Here is a 14,947-nt window from a genome sequence, read left to right on the forward strand (position 1 = left end):
TGCCGCTGACTTCGACCCCGTCGCCGATCGCGACGCCCGCGGCTTGCCAGTTGGCTGGGATTTCAAGGGATCTGCGAGTCCCCCCGGCTTGCTGAGGAATGGCTGCCGCTGCGGGGTCTGGAGCCCATTCCAGGCGATCAGGTGTGATGCACTGGTGAACATCCTCGAGCTCGGCAGCGAGACCAGAGGGCGCGGCAGTCGCACCGCACGGCAGCAGCGGGTCGAGACGCCCCGAGCCGAAACCGCGATCCTGCTGTACGTCGCCGCCGATCGGCGCGGCGTGACCCTCGCCGTGCTCAGAGGTGTCGACCCAGCGCACGCCGCCGCGCAGCGTACCGGCTGACAGGTATTGGTGACAGTTCCGTCGTATTGCCAGTCATAAGCGTGGTGTCCTCGGGGATAGCCCCAGAGCCGCAGCTGTGATGACGTTAAGACGTCTAGGAGACACAAGCTGTCAGCCACCAATCGCATGTGATCTCCACCGCCCGCGCCCGGTCGCCACCGCGACATGGAGCGATCGAGCGCCCCAGCAACGAGAAAGGTTCTGGTCTCATGTCAACCGAAACCGTCCACGCCGTACCCGCAGTCTCACGACGTACCCGTGCCGGACCCCGGGGGAGCGCGATCCTGCTGTGCGGGCTGGCGATCCTGGGGACGTCCGTCCTGGTCGCCTCGCCTGCCCACGCCTACACCAACCCCAGCCCGGTGAACCTGGGGGCAGCAGGCAACTACGCGATCCTGGCGAGCTCAGGAGTCTCCACCACGGGGGTCACGGCGATCACCGGCAACGTGGGGATCTCCCCGTCCGGGTCCACCTCGATCACCGGCTTCGGCCTGATCCTCGCCCCTGACGGCACCTACGCGACCTCCTCCCACGTGGTCGGGAAGGTATACGCCGCCGACTACACCTCGCCCACCCCCACCAATCTCACCACCGCGGTAGGCAACGAGACCACCGCCTACAACGACGCGGCCGGGCGAACGCCCCCCGACACCCTCAACGTCCCGGCCGGTGTGATCACCGGACCGACGACCATCGGGAAGGGTCTCTACAAGTGGACCACCGACGTGACCGTGTCCAACACCGTCACCCTCAACGGCGGGCCCACCGACGTCTTCATCTTCCAGGTCGGCGGCGCACTGAACTTCGCGGCGTCCGCCAACATCGTCCTGAGCGGCGGAGCGCGCGCGTGCAACGTGTTCTGGCAGTCATCCGCCCAGGCCACCCTGTCGGCAGGGGCCCATGCCCAGGGCGTCATCCTGGGTAAGACCGCCATCGTCGCCCAGAACGGCGCGACACTCACGCCCGGCCGTGCCCTGGCGCAAACCGCGGTCACCATGATCGGCAACACCGTCACCGCACCGCTCTGCTGACCGGTCGGACGGGGGGCCCAGCGCCAATCGGTTCCTGCCTGACCTCTCGGGCGACGCGCTGACCCGGCAATCACCGTACCGCTACGTTCCTGGGGTAATGCCTGGGCAGCGGTGCGGTGATCGTCGCCTTCGATGGGCCTTTCCTGAGGGCACCCTGGGCGGAGGAGGCATGATCACACGGGCCCTCGTGGATGGCGGCTACCTCAGCGCAGGGTAGGGCCGGACCATCCGGCCGAGGCCGAGGGTGTCGCCTGCGCCCGCGAGGGCCAGGCCGGCCAGGACGATGGCGTAGACGAGGTGCTCGTCCATGAACGGGTTGTTGGCCAATGGCAGTTCCGCCGCCCACATCAGGACCATCAGCAGCCCACCGGTAACTGCGGCGATCCGCAAGCCGACGCCCAGGATCAGGGCGGTGCCGATGCCGAAGAGGCCGAGCATGAAGAGCCAGTCGACCCACGGCTGTCCGGCCAGGCCGGCGAAGAAGCCGCCGGCGCCTTTGAGGAAGCCGGTGGTGGGGCTCCCGCCGGAGATCCAGGCCTTGGCGGGCGGTGTGGCCAGGCCCCAGCCGAAGGTCTTGTCGAGGAAGGCCCACAGGAAGATCCAGCCGAGGCTGATCCTCGCTGCCGCCCAGACGTAGTCGACCGGCCGAGACACCGTCTCTCTGCTAGTGCTGTTCGCGACGAGGGCAGGCTTCCGACCCTTGGTGGCGGCCATCATCAGTCCCTTTCAGTGCTGTCGATGTTGCGCGTACCTTCAGCGGACCGATCCTCTGTACGGCAGGCGTCGCCGTACCCGTGTGTTTCGTCGAACGTGAACCCCGAGCCAGATGATCATCTGTGGGGTTGTGCACCAGAGCATCCGTGCGCCCTGCTCACGGCCGACCTGCCGCACCGTCGGGGCAGCGTGAGACGGCCTGAACTCCACTGTCCTCACCCGCGCGAGGCAGGGCAACGAGCAATTGCCGGAGGGCTCATCAGCGGAAGTGATGAGCACGAAAGGCCCCGGCCGAGGTGGGCGCCTTCCTCAGCCGCGCCAGCCACCAGCAGCGATGAGGAGGTCCCGGTACGGCCAGGCCACCGCGACGGCCACTGCCTAAGATCAACCCACAGCACCCACCTCCACTGCCGACGGACTGGGCCGTGTCAGCCCGCCAGCCGGGCGAGGGCCAGAGCGTGCGCCTGCTCGAGGGACTCCGCGGCGGCGCAAGGGACGTCCGGCTGCACACCGGTGCCCTCCCAGTTCGTGCCGGAGACAGGGTTGATGGCGCGGCCGGTGGGGACGGTGGCTTCCAGATGGGGGTGCACGGTCCAGCCCTTGCGCGGGTGTGCGCCGCCGCGGGTGGGCTCGCCGACGACGACGGCGCGGCCGAGCTGCTGCAGGTCGTAGGCCAGTTCCTCAGCGGCGGAGAAGGTGCTCTCGCTGGACAGCACGTACAACGGTTTGCTGCCGCCGAAACGCGCGCCGGGAACGTACGGCAGGCTCCATGACTGCTCGGTGCGCTCGCCGTCGCGCCAGTACATGGTGTTGAGGTGGGTGCGCTCATCAAAGAGGTAGCTGCAGACGAAGGCGACGGAGTCCGGGTCGCCGCCCAGGTTCTTGCGAAGATCCACGATCAGCGCCGAGGCGCGGGAGACCAGGGTGAGCGCGGCGCTCAGCGGCTCGGCGGCCCAATCCAGCGGAAACAGCATCGGCGCCAGCTCCAACAAGGCGACCCCTCCGTCGAGCAACTCCACCCGGGGCGCACCGCCCAGCGAGGTGTCGAAGTCCCGGCGGATGGACTCCAGGGTCGCCGCGCCCTCCCCGGGGGAGACCGGGGTGGCGTGGAACAGCAGTCTCAGGTGTTTGTCGTCGTTGAGGGACTGCAGGTCCGCGGTGACCAGCCGGGCGAGCTCCTCGGCGCCGCCGACGTCGTAGGCGCCCTCGGCGAGGCGCCGTTGGAGCAGGTCAGCGAGCTTGTCGGCTATCTCGGGGAAAACGTAGTGCTCGGCCACCAGCCGGGCTGTCTCATCGATGACGGGGGTGAGCTGGAGGTTCGTCAGAGTTGTCATGGCAGGGAAGTAGAGCACTGCCCGTACGAACTCGTCAAAGACGCTCCGAGTGTGATCGGCCTCCACAGCCGCCGGCCTCACGGGCGTGAGGGTCCACAGGGTCGTGGCCCACTTGGCCGGAGTGCCGGCCCGCGCGACGCCGACCGGCTGCACGAGCAGCACCGGCTACTTGTCGAGCGGATTACACGGCATCAGACCATGGTGGCCGTCATCGACAAAGGAGTTGATCGCGCGCAGGACGGACATCGCGCTCACTCCCGAGGAATGGAGGACAACGCCGAACGCGCCGAGCGATCATGGCCGCACAGCCGGGATGTGGGCGTAGTCGGCGAGCGTGATGGAGTCCGCCTTCTGCGCCGCCTTGGCCATCAGACCGCGCAAGGGACGCGAGGTCATCGCCCTGACCGACACGTTGCGCATCCGGATCGCCATCCGGCTCTTGGGAAGGAACCCGCCCACCCCGCCCGGCGGCAGCTTCTGGCACTCCGTGACGTACGGCCGCAGCACCTCCTCATAGCGGGCGAACGCCGCGACGTGCTCGCCACGCGAAGCAGCCAGCTCACCGGCAAGCACGTAAGCGCCGACCAGCGCCATCGCCGTGCCGTTGCCCGACAGCGGCGACCCGCAATATCCCGCGTCGCCCAGCAACGCGACCCGCCCGCGCGACCAGCGCTCCATCCGCACCTGGCTGATCGTGTCGAAGAAGAAGTCGGGCGCATGCGACATCGCCGCGAGCAGGTACGGCGTGTGCCACCCCACGTCGGCGAACCGCTCGCGGAGGATCTGCTGTTGCTGCGCGGCGTCGCGCCGGTCGTAGACCAGGTCGGTGGCCGTGAAGCTGAACATCGCCTTGGCGCTGTTCAGGCCGTCGGGCCGGATGGCGGACAGCCGCCCGCCCGGCGAGCTGTGCAGCAGGAACCAGTGCCCGAGCGTGAGACCGTCGACCGGGATGGAGAAGTAAGCGGTATAGGCGCCGAGGTGGTTGACGAACTGCTCCTCCGGGCCGAAGGCGAGCCTGCGGACGTTGGAGTGCAGCCCGTCGGCGCCGATCACCAGGTCGAACCGGCGCGGCGCGGCGTGTTCGAAGGAGACCAGCACGTCGTCGCCCGAGTCGGTGATCGAGGTGACGGAGTCGTCGAAGAGGTACTCCACGCCCTGCTGGGCCGTGCCGTACAGGATGTCGGTCAGGTCGCCGCGCAGGATCTCGATCTCCGCGACCGCGCCCTCGCCGCCGAACAGGTCGACCGGCATGCTCGCCTGCCGCCTGCCGTTCTCGTCGACATAGGCCAGGCCGCGCTCGTCCACCCGGGCGGAGAGGATCCGGGGCATGATCCCCATGCGTTCTGCGACCTCGCGCGCCACTCCGCGCAGGTCCACCGCGTGGCCGCCGGGCCGGGGAGCCGGCGCCCGCTCGACCACGGTGACGGAGAAGCCATAGCGGGGGAGCCAGTGGGCCAGGGCCAGCCCGGCGATGCTGCCGCCGGAGATGAGGATGTTCTTCATGGAAATCCCTGCTTTCAGAGGTTGTCGAGGAAGCCGAAAACGGAGGTGATCTGGTCGTTGTCGTTGATCACGACGACGCTGAACCCGGCCACGGGGCCGAACTCCCAGGAGAACCTGGCCACGTTGTGATGGGCGTCGACCGTGCCCGCGAGGCTGTAGGCGAAGTCGGGGAACTGGCTCTGCAGGGTGGCGATCGTGGCGTCGACGGCGTCCCGCCCCCTGGCCAGCCCCATGGGGTCGAGGTAGCTGGCGTCCTCGTCCCAGATCTCGTCGATCGTGGTACGGCGGGCGGCCGCGTTCTTCTCGTTCCAGCTGGCGAAGTAGCGCTCCACCAGCCGGCGGGTGTTCCTCATGGAAGAGGACGCTACGCAGGCCGCCGGGCTGGCGAATCAGTCAACAATTGGGTAATCGATACTTAAGCCCATGCTGTGCGGGCGAGGGTACGAGAAGTCGGTCATCGAGCGGCTGCTGAAGGACGCTGCCGCGGGTGGCGGCGGCGCGCTGATCGTCCGTGGGGAGCCGGGGATCGGCAAGACCGCGCTGCTCGACCACGCCGTCGCGGCCGCCGAGGGGATGCGGGTCGTCCGCGCCACCGGGATCGAGGCCGAGGCCGAGCTGCCCTTCGCCGCGCTCCACCTCCTGCTGCGTCCCGTGCTCGACCGGGTCGACGGCCTGCCGGAACCGCAGCGCCTGGCGTTGCGAGCGGCGTTCGGGCTGGCGCCCGTCACGTCGGCAGACCGCTTCCTGGTCGGCTTGGCCGTACTGTCATTGCTGTCGGAGGTGGCCGAGGACCGGCCGCTGCTGTGCGTGATCGACGACGCGCACTGGCTGGACCGCGCGTCGGCCGACGCCCTGCTGTTCGCCGCCAGGCGGCTGGGGTCGGACGGGATCGTGGTGCTGATCGCCACCCGTGACGCCGCGGCGACCCCTGGCCTCGACGAGGTACGGCTGGCCGCCCTGAGCGTCGAGGACTCGGCGGCGTTGTTGTCGGCGCGAGACGCGGAGCTCAGCCCGATGGCGCGTTACCGCATCCTGGCCGAGGCGGCGGGCAACCCGCTCGCGCTGCTGGAGCTGCCCACGGAAGCGTCCCCCACCGGCGACCTGCCTCTGACCCAGCGGGTGCAGGACGCCTTTCACACCCAGGTCGAACGGTTGCCTGAGCTGGCCAGGCTGCTGCTGCTCGTCGCGGCCAGCGATCCCAGCCCCGGCCTGGAGCTGGTGCTGGCCGCTGGCCGGGTGCTCGGCGCGTCCCCGGAGGCGCTCGACGCGGCGGAGGGGCTGATCAGGGTCAGCGAGGGCACGGTGGCGTTCCGCCATCCGCTGGTCAGGGCGGCCGTCTACCGGGGAGCGCCGCCGGTCCTGCGGCTGGCCGTACACGCGGCGCTCGCCGACCTGCTCAGCTCACCCGCGGACGCCGATCGCCGCGCCTGGCACCTGGCGTCGGCCGCGGCGGGGCCGGACGAGCGGGCGGCCGCCGAGCTGGAGCGCACCGCCGTACGCGCGGGGGAGCGAAGCGGTTTCGGCTCCGCGGCCGTCGCCTACGCCAGAGCCGCCCGGCTGACCCCCGACCAGGCAGAACGCACGCGCAGGAACGTCCTGGCCGCCGAGGCGGCGGTCGAGGCGGGTGACCTGGACCTGGCCGGCGAGCTCGCCGAACTGGCTGCCGGGCAGGCCACCACGCCGCGGCTGCGGATCAGGATCGCCATGGCCAGATCGACGGTCAACTCCGCGCGCGGCCGGTTGCGCACCGCGCACGGGCTCCTGCTCGACGCCGCCGACGAGGAGCCGGAAGGCTCCCTGTGGTCGCTGATGGGCAGCATGTTCCTGGCGTGGAACTCCGGCGAGAACGACCTCGCGGACAGGACCCTCCAACGGCTGACCGCACTGCGGCCGGCGCCCGGCGACCCGCTCACCCCGGTCCTGCAGCTGACCATCTGGTCGGTCCACCTGCAGCTCGGCCTGCCCGCCACCGGCCTGCCGCCCCTCCCCGAGGTCACCCGCGCCGCCCTGGCACTGGACATCGGCGACATGTCCGCCCTCATGCTGATCCGCGGCGCCGGGCTGGCGATGGGGCACGAGGCGAGGATCAGCGAGCTGTCCGTCGCCACGGTGCGCGAGCTGCGCGCCCAGGGCCGCATCGGCCTGCTGCCCGCCGCCCTCACCTACCTGGCCACCGCCCAGGTCCTTCTCGGCCAGTACGGCGAGGCGCTCAGCAACGCCGAGGAAGGGCTGCGGATCGCCCGCGACACCTCCCAGGCCGAATGGGCCGGTCAGGCGAGCTCCATCCTGGCCTACGTCGCCGCGGTGCAGGGCGACGAGGAACGCTGCGCCTCCTGCGTGGAGACCGCTGGTTCCGTCGCCGTCGCGGCCAGTCGCTGGTCGCTGGCGCTGCTCGACCTCGGGTACGGCCGGGCCGAGCAGGCGCTGTCGCAGCTGGAGAGCCTGGCCGCGAACGCGATGCACTGCCAGCTGCCGGTCATCCGCAGCACCCCGGACCTGATCGAGGCGGCGGTGCGGTTGGGACAGCTGCCGAGCGCGCGCACCGCTCTCGCCCGTTTCGAGGCATGGGCCGCGCACATCGGGCTGACCTGGAGCGACGCGCTGGTCGCCCGATGCCGGGCCCTGGTCGACGGCCTGGAGCAGCATTACGTGACCGCGCTGGAGCTCCACGCCCGGGACAGCCGCCCGTTCGACCACGCCCGCACCCACCTCCTCTACGGCGAGTGGCTGCGCAGGGCCAGGCGCAAGAGTGACGCCCGCGGCCACCTGCAAACGGCACTGAACGCCTTCGAGCAGCTCGGCGCCACGCCCTGGTCCGCGCGGGCCAGGGCGGAGCTGAACCTCATCGGGACGACCACGATCCCGGCCCGCAGCGTGGACGGGGTGCGTCTCACACCGCAGGAGCTCCAGATAGCCCGGCTGGCCGCCCAGGGGATGTCGAACCGCGACATCGCCGCCCAGCTCTTCCTCAGCCATCGCACCGTCGGCCACCACCTGTACAAGGCGTATCCGAAGCTCGGCATCACCACGAGAGGCGAACTGGCCACCCTCGACCTCGCCTAGGCACGCACACGCCGGACGAGATCATCGGCGGCCTCCGGCCATCGCGGGTAGTCGAAGACGAAGCCCGCTTCGAGGAGGCGGCCAGGGACGACGCGGCGGCTTTTCAACAGGAGTTCGGTGTCCGTGCGCAGCATGAACGCGCCCAGCTCGGCCATCCCCTTCGTCGCTGGGAGCCCGACGGGAACCTTCCACGCGGCGCGCAGCACCCGCATGAACGCGCGCTGCGGTAAGGGGTCGGGAGCGGTGAGGTTCACCGGCCCGACGAGGTCGTCCCGGTCGGCCAGGAACTCGACGGCGCGGACGAGATCGTGGTCGTGGATCCAGGACACGTACTGCGCGCCACCGGCGATCGGGCCGCCGAGGCCGAGCCGTACCAGGCGCAGCAGGACGTCGAAGACGCCGCCGCGATCGGGGCTCATCACCATCGCGGTGCGCATGCTGACCTTACGCGTGAGCGGTGTTTCCGCCTGCTTCTGTGCCCGCTCCCACGCCTTCGCGATCTCGACGCTGTAGGCCCAGTAGCGCGGCACGCCGGATTCCGCACCGCCGAGCACGCCGGTCGCCTCGTCGTTGGGAGCGTCGAAGCGGTGGGAGTAGATCGTGGCGGTGCTCATCTGCAGCCAGAGCCGGGGAGGACGGACGGCGGCCGCGATCGCCGCACCCACGACCCTGGTGGAGTGCACCCGCGAATCCATCATGGCCCGCAGGTTGTCCGGGGTGTAGCGGCAGTTGACGCTGCGCCCTGCCAGGTTGATCACGACGTCGCTGCCGTCGATCTCCGCCGCCCACGGGCCGAGGTTCTCGGCGTCCCAATGGACCTCGCGATCGTGCACAGGCCGTCTGGTCAGGGTGACGACATCGTGGCCTGCGGCGCTCAGCAGGCGATTGAGAATGGTGCCTACCTGCCCGGTTCCCCCGGGTATCACGATCTTCATGAGCTCAGTCTCGCGCTGAACGCGTTCAAGGGCGGGTTGGATGTCATGATTTGAGGGTGGAGATCACCGACATCACGCGCGCGATCGCGGCTGCGACTTCGCTCGCCGCATCGCTCGACCTGCCAGCCGACGACGCCATCGTTCTCCACAACTCCAACAGGCTGGCGCTGCGGCTGACTCCGGGTGACGTCCTTGCCCGGGTCGCCCCCGCAGGGCATGAGGCCGCACAGTTCGAGGTCGAGCTCGCCCAACGGCTCGCCCAGGTCGGATGCCCGACCGGCCTCCTGGAACCTCGGGTGAACCCACGCGTGTACACCCGGGATGGCTTCACAGTGACGCTGTGGACCTACTACGAACCCGCGACATCTCACACAACACCGGGCGACTACGCCAAGGCGCTGGAGCACCTGCACGAAGGCATGCGCAAGATCGACATGCCGAGCCCGCGGTTCACGGATCGCGTCGCGGAGGCCGAAGCAGTCGTTGCCGACCCGGGTCTCTCGCCGGAGCTCACCGACGCGGAACGCGCGTTCCTCGGCGGCAGGCTGAGCGACCTGCGGCGGGCGATCGAGGACCGCGGCGCAGCTGAGCAACTGCTCCACGGTGAGCCGCATCCGGGCAATGTGCTCGCTACGGAGAACGGCCCGCTTTTCGTCGACCTCGAGACGTGCTGCCGTGGACCCGTCGAGTTCGATCTCGCGCATGTGTCCGAGGCGGTCCGCGAGCACTATCCGAACGTGGAACAGGAACTGCTGGACTACTGCCGGCAGCTCGTTCTGGCGATGGTCGCGGCCTGGCGTTGGAGACTCGGCGACCAGCTTCCGAACGGCAGGCGGTTCGGAGAGGAACTTCTGCGCTCGCTGCGCGATGGTCCTCCTTGGCCGACCCTCGACACGATCACCAGTCGACTGGACACTCGTTAGGGCCTGCCCTGACGCGCCGCACCAGCTGTTCCATCGACCCCCGGAAGCCGTGGAGGTGTTCCAGCCACCACGTGGCGCCCGCATCGGCGTACACCCGGACCGACGACCCCGGCTCGCTCACCCCGATGACCGCCACGTCGAGCCCGCGCAGCTCGCCGACCTGGGCGGCCAGCGCGTCGGGCGAAAGGGTCATACGACCCTCCTGGTCGTCCCCGGCGACGATCCAGCCGTCCCAGCGCGCAGCACGCCGGAGCGCACCAGAGGCCGTCCCACCAACCCACACCGGCACCCGGGGCCGCTGGACGGGCAGCGGCGCGAGCCGTACCCCATCGACCGTGTAGTGAGCCCCCCGGTGATGCACCTCCTCACCGGACCAGAGCGAGGCCACCACGTCGAGCGCGACCCCGCCGGGACGCGTCGAGCCGAAGGCGGTGAACTCCCGGGGCACGCCGCCCAGCCCGGCGCCCAGGATCGCACGCCCACCGCTCAGCCTGTCGAGCGTCGCCACCGTCTGCGCCAGCACTTCGGGACGGTGCCGGGCCACGGCCGTCACCGCCGTGCCCAGCCTGATGTGCGAGGTCGCCTGCGTCGCCGCGGCCAGCGCCACCCACGGGTCGGCCGACGGCGTGCCCCAGGTGAAGGCCAGGTGATCCCACACCAGCAGAGCCTCCCACCCGGCCGCCTCGGCCTCCTGGGCGAGGCTGACCAGGCGCGCCGGCTCCGCGAGGTCACCGAGAATCGCGACGTTGATGCCGTACCGCATGCGTCAACCCAAGCACTTTGCCCCCCACCTCGTCACAAACTGACCGTCAGCGATGTCGAGAACTCGTATGTGGCTCCGTCCTCGGGAAGAAGAACCGCTACGCGAAAGGCACAGCCAGTCATGCGAAAGCTCATCGTCCAGCAGTGGATCACCGTCGACAACATCGCCGCGGAGGAGGACGGCGGGCTCAGCTTCGTGTCGGGCGAGCCGTTCTCAGAGACCACCAACCCCGCGTTCAAGGAAACCGTGATGGGGTTCGTCGACGCGGTCGACACGCTGATTCTCGGTGCTAACACCTACGCCCAGACCAAGGGCTACTGGCCGTACGCCAAGGAGCAGGGCGAGTACGGCGAGAAGCTCAACAACCTCACCAAGTACGTCGCCTCGTCGAAGCTGGAGGACGCCCCCTGGGGCGACTTCCCCGCCGCGACCGTGACGCGCGACCCGGCCGCCACCGTCCGGTCGCTCAAGGAGCAGGACGGCAAGGACATCTGGTTGTGGGGGAGCCTGACGCTCATGCACTCCCTCATGGCCGAGGGCGTCGTCGACGAGATCACCCTGCTCGTCTGCCCCGCGTCACGCGGCACGGGAAGGCGCGTCTTCGAGGACCGGCAGGACCTGCAGCTGATCGAGGCCACCGGCTTCGAGAACGGCGTGACGCTCCTGCGCTACGCCGTCAAGAAATAGGCGAACGTATCGCGGGCGTATCGGGAAACGCATACGTCACGGCAACAGCCGTACCTCTTCAGTGGAGCGGAAGTGATCACGAAGAGGAGAAGGCTTTGATGAATGGCGGAGAATGGGACCGGCGCTCGGTGTTTCGAGGTGCCGCCGTGCTGGCCGCTACGGCTGTGACCGCGCCGCTGCTGGGCGGCGCGGACACGGATACGGACGCGTTGTTCAAAGCAGGGGAGTTCGAGCGGGCAGCCCGCGCCTATGAGGAGATCCTGAAGAAGGACCCCAAGAACATGCACGCGGCACGCGGGCGAGGCTACGTCGCGTTATTGGCCAACCAGTTCCCCGGCGCCGAGAAATACCTCAAGACGGCCGTCGCCCTCGCGCCCGCTGACAGGGACGCCAACTACTTCCTGGCCGACTGCTACATCCGGCAGGACAAGTTCGCCCTGTCCGCACCCCACTGGAAGGCGGCGGGGGAGGACAGCTACGCCACGTGGTTCGCGGCCGTCCGCGGCGAGGGCTACCAGGTCCACGGCGACCTGGCGCGGCTGCCCTTCCAGCAGATGGATCCGAAGCCGCTGGTCGAAGCCTCGGTCAACGGCGGACCCGCCAAGCGCTTCACCTTCTACACCGGCGCGCCGAACCTGAGCATGCGCGCGTCGGTGGCCAAGGAAGCCGGGCTGACCCCCGCCGTCAGCCAGAAGATCGAGTACGAGGGCGGCGCCATCTGGGCCCACTACGGGATCCTCGACTCCTTCAAACTGGGCGGCATCGAACTCCGCAACGTCCCGGTGGGCTGGTCGGCGACGGAGTCGGGCGAGGACGTCGACACCGACGCAGACGGCCTGATCGGCACGTGGGTCTTCTACCACCTGCTGACCACCTTCGACTACGCGGGCAGGCAACTGATCCTGCGCCGCCGTACCCAGGAAGCGGCCAGAACGGCACGCGCCACCGCCATGCGGGCGGGCGCCGAACCCCTGCCGCTGTGGCTGGCCCGCGAGCAGTACCTGCACAGCACGGGCAGCTTCGCCGGGGCCGTACGCTCCCGCACGGGCGTGGTGGGCGTGAACCTCGGCGGCGGCAGCGAGATCGTCGCGGGCGTGCGCGGGGAAACGGCCAAGCAGCTGGGGATCCGTACCGATATGGAGCGCATGGTCGGAACGTTCGCCCAGAGCCATCCGGCCGTGGTCTACCCCTGCTACCCCAAGGAGATCCGCCTCGGCAACGCCGTAGCCAGGGAGGTCTACTGCTACTCGAACCCGAACCAGCCGGTCAACGTGCCCACGCCCTTCGGGACGGGGTTCGACACGATGGGCTGGTTCTCGCACTGCTTCTGGAAGCCCTACACGATCACCGTCGACTTCACCGACATGAAGCTCTACGTCGCTAGGAAACAGTGAAGACGTGGGCGACGGCACCGCCGCTGAAGACGACGGTGTTCGCCGGTTCGATGGTTAGGGGCGCGGGGAAGATGCTCTCGCCCGCGCCCAGGATGACCGGGTGGACGAGAAGGCGGTACTCGTCGATCAAGCCGGTCTCGACCAGCGACCGGGCGAACCTCGCCCCGCCGTGGGCGAGCAGGTAGCCGTCGGAGTGCTCCTTCTTGAGCCGCGTGACGGCCTCGGCCAGGTCTCCGGTGGCGATCGTCGTCTCGTCCCAGTCGCCGGAGGTGAGCGAGTTGGAGAACACGATCTTGGGGATCTCGTTCATCGGCTTGGCCAGCGGTCCGGGCGCGGTCGGGTAGAAGGCGGCGCAGGTGGTGTACGTGGTGGCGCCCATGAGGTGCGCTCCGGCGTTGCTGACGGTCTCGACGTTCCAGTCGAGGGCGTCGCCGGAGCGCCCAGCTGCGATCCAGTGGCCGCTGCCGTCGCTGGGCGCGACGAAGCCGTCCAGCGAGACGGACATCTTCAAGACGAGTGAAGCCATGTGCTGCGTCCTTCCAGGAACGGTCACTAGTCGATGGCCAGCATGCCCTCGGGCACGCCGGGGGCGCTGATCTCACGCCAGATCGAGCGCCACCCGGGCTGCTCGTGATAGCGACGCAGCGCCGCGATGCCGCCCAGCCAGCCGGCCCACCCCGGGTACGGCGGGTTGGCCGGGTCGAAGCCGCTCTGCACCAGGGTGAGGCGGGTCTTGCCGTCCGAGCCTTCGAGCTCCCAGCCGGAGGTGAAGCCGTCGGCGAAACGCAGCGTGGCCTTGCGCCCCGGCTCGAACTCGACGAATGTGGCGCCGCCGGGGTCCAGCTCGAAGCCGCCCATCGCGAAACGGCCGCCGACGTACGGCTCGATGTCGACGTTGGCGCCGAACCATCGGTGGAACTGGTCGGACTGGGTCATCGAGTCGAACACCTGGTCCGGCGTCGCGTCGATCACGACGGAGGCGTGCAGCTCGGGTGAGGTGAAGTCGCACTTGGAGGTCAGCTCGCGACCGGCCAGGTAGTCGGCGAGGTTCGCGATGGCCAGGGTCCAGAACGTCTGCAGCGCTCCGCGGGCGCCGGCCGTATCAGCCAGGACGTCCTCGAAGCTGGGCAGGTCGCTCTGGATCAGCGTGACCAGCGTGCCGTCCTCGTCCTCGGCCAGCTCGAACCCGACCGTGGTCTCCACGCCGTCCACGGTCCAGGCGAACCGGAGGGTGCGCTCGTCCACGTGCAGCACCCGCTGGTGCGGGGCGCCGCCGTCGGGGGTGAAGCGGCCCCAGAACCGGTAGGTGCCGGGCAGGTCGACCTCGGCGTGCTCGGCCAGCCACACGCGGAGCGCGGCCGGGTCGGTGAGCGCCTCGTACACGATCTTGGGGGTGGCCGGGACGACCGCGCGCAGGCGCAGGTCATTCGCCGGCTGGTGCTGTTCGCTCATCGGGGTCTCCCTTGGGGTAGCAGACGACGGCCAGGCGGAACGCGTCGCCCTCCGCGCCGCCGTAGCGGCTGAACAGGTCCTGCAGGGACCGCTGCAGCTCCTCCAGGAACGCCCCGCGCTGCTCCGGACGCACCCGGATGTCGCCGGACACGCCGATGGAGGGCAGGTCGGGGCGGGTGAGGTCGAGCGCGGCGACGTCCGCCTGCACGTCTTCCATGAGGTCGACGAGGTAGCCCAGGCTGAGCCGGTCGCGGGTCTGGCGCAGGCCGATCCGGCCCACCAGACGGGCTGACAGCCAGTAGGAGCGGGCGGCGGCCTGGTAGATGCCCTCGTGGATGCCGCGCACCCGACGCTCGGCCACCTGACGCACCAGGCCGGCTTCGAGCAGGCGTTTGACGTGGTAGTAGACGCGTTGAGGGGTTTGGTCGAGCTCGGCGGCGACTTCGGTGCAGGAGCGGGGCTCGGCGAGGTGCCGCAGCACTTCGATCCGCTGCGGCTTGAGCAGAGCCTCGGCCTGTTCGATCCGGTCGAGGTAGATGACGTCTCTCATTACGAAAACTATTTTTTACGTAAAGAGATCACTTGTCAATGGGCCCCGTGCGCCGAGAGCAGTGCGTTCCTCGCCGGAAAGCTCAAAGTGCGCGCTCAGATCGTCAAGAACGGCAACGTGATCGGTGCATTCACACGGTCGGGCCGTGCAACCACTGACGTCATTTGCTGTGGCGGATCGCGGTCCGTACGGCGGTGTAGATGACGACCCAGAGAGCAGCCAGGGGGATGAGGAACGTGATGATGGTCTCTGCCA

15 protein-coding genes are annotated in these 14,947 nt (G+C 69.3%); 6 read left to right on the forward strand and 9 right to left on the reverse strand.

The features are described from left to right. Positions 1-154 precede the first annotated feature (154 nt). Both ACIBG8_RS03690 and ACIBG8_RS03695 read left to right on the forward strand, forming a co-directional pair. On the forward strand, positions 155-343 hold the full coding sequence (locus ACIBG8_RS03690) for a hypothetical protein (RefSeq protein WP_397340925.1): 189 nt from the start codon (positions 155-157) through the stop codon (positions 341-343). Positions 344-552: 209 nt separating this feature from the next. Further along, positions 553-1,374: an ice-binding family protein gene (locus tag ACIBG8_RS03695; RefSeq protein WP_397340927.1), complete on the forward strand. Its 822-nt coding sequence runs from the start codon at positions 553-555 to the stop codon at positions 1,372-1,374. 198 nt (positions 1,375-1,572) lie between these two features. On the opposite strand, the gene ACIBG8_RS03700 is transcribed toward ACIBG8_RS03695, so the two are convergent. The 4 genes from ACIBG8_RS03700 to ACIBG8_RS03715 form a co-directional block, all read right to left on the reverse strand. Continuing rightward, a complete protein-coding gene (locus ACIBG8_RS03700; protein ID WP_397343888.1) occupies positions 1,573-2,088 on the reverse strand; it encodes a hypothetical protein in 516 nt (171 codons plus the stop codon). 428 nt (positions 2,089-2,516) lie between these two features. Then, a complete protein-coding gene (locus ACIBG8_RS03705; RefSeq protein ID WP_397340928.1) occupies positions 2,517-3,422 on the reverse strand; it encodes a S41 family peptidase in 906 nt (301 codons plus the stop codon). 294 nt (positions 3,423-3,716) lie between these two features. After that, positions 3,717-4,925 (reverse strand): FAD-dependent monooxygenase, encoded by a 1,209-nt coding sequence (locus ACIBG8_RS03710; protein ID WP_397340929.1) that lies wholly within the window; start codon positions 4,923-4,925, stop codon positions 3,717-3,719. Positions 4,926-4,939: 14 nt separating this feature from the next. Next, positions 4,940-5,278, reverse strand: coding sequence for a nuclear transport factor 2 family protein (locus ACIBG8_RS03715; RefSeq protein WP_397340930.1), 339 nt, complete (start codon positions 5,276-5,278; stop codon positions 4,940-4,942). Positions 5,279-5,348: 70 nt separating this feature from the next. Between ACIBG8_RS03715 and ACIBG8_RS03720 the strand changes: the two genes are divergently transcribed. Continuing rightward, positions 5,349-7,988 carry an AAA family ATPase gene (locus ACIBG8_RS03720; protein ID WP_397340931.1) on the forward strand — a complete coding sequence of 880 codons (2,640 nt, stop codon included), beginning with the start codon at positions 5,349-5,351 and terminating at the stop codon, positions 7,986-7,988. Here the strand turns inward: ACIBG8_RS03720 and ACIBG8_RS03725 are convergent. Further along, positions 7,985-8,923 (reverse strand): TIGR01777 family oxidoreductase, encoded by a 939-nt coding sequence (locus ACIBG8_RS03725; RefSeq protein WP_397340932.1) that lies wholly within the window; start codon positions 8,921-8,923, stop codon positions 7,985-7,987. The two genes, ACIBG8_RS03720 and ACIBG8_RS03725, sit on opposite strands and share 4 nt — an antisense overlap. Before the next feature lie 56 nt (positions 8,924-8,979). Between ACIBG8_RS03725 and ACIBG8_RS03730 the strand changes: the two genes are divergently transcribed. Further along, on the forward strand, positions 8,980-9,846 hold the full coding sequence (locus ACIBG8_RS03730) for a phosphotransferase (RefSeq protein WP_397340933.1): 867 nt from the start codon (positions 8,980-8,982) through the stop codon (positions 9,844-9,846). Here the strand turns inward: ACIBG8_RS03730 and ACIBG8_RS03735 are convergent. Then, the gene (locus ACIBG8_RS03735; RefSeq protein WP_397340934.1) at positions 9,821-10,609 is read right to left on the reverse strand and encodes an LLM class flavin-dependent oxidoreductase; all 789 of its coding nucleotides are present in this window, start codon (positions 10,607-10,609) and stop codon (positions 9,821-9,823) included. The genes ACIBG8_RS03730 and ACIBG8_RS03735 overlap by 26 nt on opposite strands. Before the next feature lie 120 nt (positions 10,610-10,729). On the opposite strand from ACIBG8_RS03735, the gene ACIBG8_RS03740 reads away from it, so the two are divergent. Then, positions 10,730-11,296, forward strand: coding sequence for a dihydrofolate reductase family protein (locus ACIBG8_RS03740; protein ID WP_397340935.1), 567 nt, complete (start codon positions 10,730-10,732; stop codon positions 11,294-11,296). Positions 11,297-11,394: 98 nt separating this feature from the next. Next, positions 11,395-12,690 carry a tetratricopeptide repeat protein gene (locus ACIBG8_RS03745; RefSeq protein WP_397340936.1) on the forward strand — a complete coding sequence of 432 codons (1,296 nt, stop codon included), beginning with the start codon at positions 11,395-11,397 and terminating at the stop codon, positions 12,688-12,690. On the opposite strand, the gene ACIBG8_RS03750 is transcribed toward ACIBG8_RS03745, so the two are convergent. From ACIBG8_RS03750 to ACIBG8_RS03760, 3 genes are read right to left on the reverse strand one after another with little or no spacing between them, the layout of a single operon-like run. Beyond that, positions 12,677-13,216 (reverse strand): dihydrofolate reductase family protein, encoded by a 540-nt coding sequence (locus ACIBG8_RS03750; protein ID WP_397340937.1) that lies wholly within the window; start codon positions 13,214-13,216, stop codon positions 12,677-12,679. The two genes, ACIBG8_RS03745 and ACIBG8_RS03750, sit on opposite strands and share 14 nt — an antisense overlap. 26 nt (positions 13,217-13,242) lie before the next feature. Beyond that, entirely contained in the window at positions 13,243-14,142 is a 900-nt protein-coding gene (locus ACIBG8_RS03755) for an SRPBCC domain-containing protein (protein ID WP_397340938.1), read from the reverse strand. After that, positions 14,114-14,692, reverse strand: a complete 579-nt coding sequence (locus ACIBG8_RS03760; protein ID WP_397340939.1) for a helix-turn-helix domain-containing protein — start codon at positions 14,690-14,692, stop codon at positions 14,114-14,116. The genes ACIBG8_RS03755 and ACIBG8_RS03760 overlap by 29 nt, the downstream gene beginning before the upstream one ends. Between the last annotated feature and the right edge of the window lie 255 nt (positions 14,693-14,947).

Origin of the sequence: Nonomuraea sp. NPDC050556 (assembly GCF_044457355.1) — a bacterium.
Classification (GTDB): domain Bacteria; phylum Actinomycetota; class Actinomycetes; order Streptosporangiales; family Streptosporangiaceae; genus Nonomuraea.

Bases quoted from the DNA above. Each gene is read 5' to 3' on its own strand.
- ACIBG8_RS03695 (WP_397340927.1), top strand. From the start codon at position 553: ATGTCAACCGAAACCGTCCACGCCGTACCCGCAGTCTCACGACGTACC.
- ACIBG8_RS03700 (WP_397343888.1), bottom strand. From the start codon at position 2,088: ATGGCCGCCACCAAGGGTCGGAAGCCTGCCCTCGTCGCGAACAGCACT.
- ACIBG8_RS03705 (WP_397340928.1), bottom strand. From the start codon at position 3,422: ATGACAACTCTGACGAACCTCCAGCTCACCCCCGTCATCGATGAGACA.
- ACIBG8_RS03710 (WP_397340929.1), bottom strand. From the start codon at position 4,925: ATGAAGAACATCCTCATCTCCGGCGGCAGCATCGCCGGGCTGGCCCTG.
- ACIBG8_RS03715 (WP_397340930.1), bottom strand. From the start codon at position 5,278: ATGAGGAACACCCGCCGGCTGGTGGAGCGCTACTTCGCCAGCTGGAAC.
- ACIBG8_RS03720 (WP_397340931.1), top strand. From the start codon at position 5,349: ATGCTGTGCGGGCGAGGGTACGAGAAGTCGGTCATCGAGCGGCTGCTG.
- ACIBG8_RS03725 (WP_397340932.1), bottom strand. From the start codon at position 8,923: ATGAAGATCGTGATACCCGGGGGAACCGGGCAGGTAGGCACCATTCTC.
- ACIBG8_RS03735 (WP_397340934.1), bottom strand. From the start codon at position 10,609: ATGCGGTACGGCATCAACGTCGCGATTCTCGGTGACCTCGCGGAGCCG.
- ACIBG8_RS03740 (WP_397340935.1), top strand. From the start codon at position 10,730: ATGCGAAAGCTCATCGTCCAGCAGTGGATCACCGTCGACAACATCGCC.
- ACIBG8_RS03745 (WP_397340936.1), top strand. From the start codon at position 11,395: ATGAATGGCGGAGAATGGGACCGGCGCTCGGTGTTTCGAGGTGCCGCC.
- ACIBG8_RS03750 (WP_397340937.1), bottom strand. From the start codon at position 13,216: ATGGCTTCACTCGTCTTGAAGATGTCCGTCTCGCTGGACGGCTTCGTC.
- ACIBG8_RS03755 (WP_397340938.1), bottom strand. From the start codon at position 14,142: ATGAGCGAACAGCACCAGCCGGCGAATGACCTGCGCCTGCGCGCGGTC.
- ACIBG8_RS03760 (WP_397340939.1), bottom strand. From the start codon at position 14,692: ATGAGAGACGTCATCTACCTCGACCGGATCGAACAGGCCGAGGCTCTG.